Below are 3,489 nucleotides of genomic sequence, written 5' to 3' on the forward strand. Positions count from 1 at the left end.
TGGCGGAGCCACCTGGCCCTCCGCACCGTGCGGCGAGCGTGCGTGCCGGGCGTCGCGACGCTGCGGAGATCCATCAGAAGGGCCCTAGGGCCGCGCGTCCTGGAGACGGTGCGCAGCCCCCGCGTCGGCGTCGGCAGCCCCGCAGGGCGGCATGGGGCAATGCGAGCCCGTGCCGACCGGCACCCTGGACGCTACGACTGCAGACCGGGCGTCTGGGATCGATTCAACAAGTCAGGGGCATGCCGCATTGGGTCCGTGTGACGGGGAAGCCGCCGTGCGGCGCGTATGCGGGCCAGACGCGTCGTGAGCGTGGCACAGTTGGCTTTATTCACGACTCGTGACGGCGGTTGTACACGGGTTTGGGAGGCGCCCGTTTCCACGGTCGGGTGATGTTCACGAGTTTTGAAGGCAGTGGGGGGCTTGCCAGGACAGCATCGGAGTGTTCCCGGCGAAAGGGCCCTGGTCATGCCGCAGATGTCGAAGGTCGAGCTGTACGCGGCGATCCGGCGGGACCACCGAGCCGGCATGACGATGCGGGAGTTGGAGCGCAAGCACAACGTTGCCTGGCGGACGGAGCGCAAGGCCCTGGACTCGGCCTGGCCGGAGCCATGCAAGCCGCTGCCGCCGCGGCCGTCGGCGCTGGGTACAAGGCGGTGATCGACGGGATCCTGCGGGCGGACCTGGACGCACCGCGCAAGCAGCGGCACACGGTCACCCGGATCTTCCACCGGCTGATCGAGGAACATGGCGCCGACGAGGGTTATGGGAGCGTTCGTGGAACGGTCAGTGTGACTGTTCCACGAACGGAGCCCCCAGAGGGCTGTGGGACGTGCGAGGAGGAGACCTCAAGCGGGCAGTTTCGTGTCGATGACGAAGCTGATTTCGATGACCTGGCCGGGCAAGGTCAGTTCAGTGATGCCCAAGACCGTGCTGGCCGGGCGGTGGTCGCCGAAGTACCCCAGGTTGCCCTCCGCCGTCGCCGCGGCATTCTGCCGCAGGTTCACCACGTACAGGGTCTGCGAGACGACCTGGTTCCGGGTGGCGCCGTAGTGGTCCAGGACCTTATCCATGTTGGCGTAGGTCTGCTTGAGCTGGGCGGCGAAGTCGCCCGCGTAGAGGAACTCGCCTGCCTCATCGAACGAGAGCTGTCCAGAGACGTGGATCAGCTCGCCGGACTTGATCGCCTGTGAGTAGCCGAAGTCGCTCTCGGCCGGCACGTTGTAGTTGAAGGCATCAATGGTGGCCACGGTGCTCGCCCTTCCGGTTTGCTCTCTTGTAGTTACTCGGAAACTATAGGAGAGTGACGGTTGACCTGGAAGAACGCACTTTTCGGTGACTGAGGAACCTGATGGTGACCAAGCAACTACTCAAGGGCCTGCCCGAGGACGCTGACCTGCGGCGCGCAGACTCCCTGGCGCGGGAGATCTTCTCGGACGTTGCCAACAAGTGGGCGCTCCTGATCATCGAGGCGCTCGGCGAGCGCACCCTGCGCTTCAGCGAGCTGCGGAACGAGGTCGAGGGCGTCAGCCACAAGATGCTCACCCAGAACCTGCGCATGCTGGAGCGCAATGGCCTGGTCGACCGGAAGGTGCACCCCACCGTGCCGCCGCGAGTCGAGTACACCCTCACCGAGCCGGGCCGGGCCCTGCGCACCGCGGTCGACGCCATATGCGGCTGGACCCACCAGCACCTCGGTCACATCGAGAGTGCACGCGGCCGTTTCGACGCCTGACGGGCACGCAGCGACACCCTCGCGCGTTGCGCGATTCCTTTGATCGGTCTCACGTGATCGGGCTACCGAGCCATCCTGTGCCACAGGTTCAGAAACAGACATCTCAACAGGCGGCGGACCGTCCCATGGACTTGCTGCTATTTCTCGTGAACATCCACGAGGCTCAAGATCACCAACTGCTGCCCAAACCGGTAGACAAACGCTGCTGTTTGAAGTGAACGAAGCCACACAGTCGCCGTCCCCCTTGAGAGCGGGCGGCGTGGCATCAAGAAGCGTCACGTCGAGCACTGATTCGCACGGCAGTCCGCGTCGGTGTGGTGTGCCGCTGTCGGCCACGGCATCGCCCTGACGATACGGAGGAAAGGTGTCCGTGGAGGTGGACCCATTTCGCTGCGCCGACCTGCCTTCTCCCGGCATCCCGAAGCCGGGGCCTGCTCCCGGACGCCACACGGTCACCGAGGAAGGGACCGCAGCACGGTTCCTCGGTGACGCAACCGCCCGGACCCCGTTCGGCATGATCTCCGACTCTGTGACGCCGGGGAAGGCGGGCACGGGCACGCTCCCCGACAACAAGGGCCGCAGCCCATCGTGACCCGTTCTTCCAGGCCGCGTGTCGGGCCCGCCCCCTGAGGGCTGCCCATCAAGCAGCCCACAGTGCCAGGGCCGGCTTTGCCTGACCGGGCCGCAGGTCAGGGAAGGAGCAACCCGGCTTGCCGGTCGTCCACGGCTGCGTGAGCGTGGGTGATCGGAGAGTGACGAGGAACGGAGATGCGGGATGGCCGGTGTGCTCCAGCGCCTGGCACGGCCCGTCTGGCAGGGAGCCGGGCGGCTGACCACACCGTTGCTGCCGGACGACTTCCTGACGGTCGTCGATCCCTTGTGGTCGGCCAGGTGGCCGGCGGGCCGAGTGGAGGCGGTCCGGGCTGAGACGGCGGACGCGACGACGCTCGTGGTGCGGGCGGGGCGCGGCTGGTCGGCGCAGTGTGCGGCCGGGCAGTACGTGCCCGTGGGAGTGGACGTCGACGGCGTACTGCACTGGCGGACGTACTCGATCACGAATCCGCCGGACGGCTCCGGGCGTTTCGCGATCACAGTACGGGCGATCCCGGATGGGCGGGTGTCGTCGTACCTGGCCCACCGGGTGAGGCCCGGGGAGACCTTGCGCCTTGGTCCTGTCCAGGGGGACTTCGTGCTGCCGGATCCGCCGCCCGCGCGTCTGCTGTTCCTGACCGGCGGTATCGGCGTCACTCCCGCGGTGGCCATGCTGCGCGCGCTCGCCGGGCGTACGGGTCCCGGCCCGGACACCGTGCTGGTGCACAGCGTGCCGGACACCGATCGGATGGTCTTCGGCGGTGAGCTGCGTGCCATGGCCGCCCGAGAGAGCTGGCTGACGCTGCACGAACACCACACCCGCCGGGAAGGGCGGCTGGATCGGGCACGCCTGGACGCGCTGTGCCCCGACTGGCCCGAGCGCGAGACCTGGACCTGCGGACCGGAAGGGCTACTGGCGTTCGCAGAGCGGACCTGGCGCGACGCGGATACCCGGCACCGGCTGCACCTGGAGCGGTTCCGGCCACCGTCGCCGGCCGTGCCGGACAGTGGATCGGGCGGGCGCGGCGGGCGGGTGCGCTTCACCCGCAGCGGTGTCGAGACGGACGCCGGCCCGGCCACGCCCCTGCTGGTCGTGGGCGAGGCGGCGGGTGTCGTCATGCCGAGCGGCTGCCGCATGGGCATCTGCCACAGCTGCGTCAGCCCGC

General features: G+C 68.2%; 4 protein-coding genes. 3 read left to right on the top strand and 1 reads right to left on the bottom strand.

Features of this window, described 5'->3' with window-relative positions:
- Positions 1–465 precede the first annotated feature (465 nt).
- Positions 466–657, top strand: a complete 192-nt coding sequence (locus tag ABT063_RS51670; RefSeq protein ID WP_502991048.1) for a hypothetical protein — start codon at positions 466–468, stop codon at positions 655–657.
- 188 nt (positions 658–845) lie between these two features.
- Here the strand turns inward: ABT063_RS51670 and ABT063_RS51675 are convergent, their stop codons facing one another.
- Entirely contained in the window at positions 846–1,247 is a 402-nt protein-coding gene (locus ABT063_RS51675; RefSeq protein ID WP_351069279.1) for a RidA family protein, read from the bottom strand.
- Between the two features lie 101 nt (positions 1,248–1,348).
- Between ABT063_RS51675 and ABT063_RS51680 the strand changes: the two genes are divergently transcribed.
- Together ABT063_RS51680 and ABT063_RS51685 are read left to right on the top strand one after the other, a co-directional pair.
- Positions 1,349–1,732, top strand: a complete 384-nt coding sequence (locus ABT063_RS51680) for a winged helix-turn-helix transcriptional regulator (protein WP_121745156.1) — start codon at positions 1,349–1,351, stop codon at positions 1,730–1,732.
- A 775-nt stretch (positions 1,733–2,507) separates the two neighbouring features.
- Positions 2,508–3,489, top strand: a 982-nt coding sequence (locus tag ABT063_RS51685) for a ferredoxin reductase (protein WP_351069282.1), incomplete at its 3' end; no start/stop codon positions are given.

It is taken from the genome of Streptomyces sp. NPDC002838 (assembly GCF_040295365.1).
GTDB lineage: Bacteria > Actinomycetota > Actinomycetes > Streptomycetales > Streptomycetaceae > Streptomyces.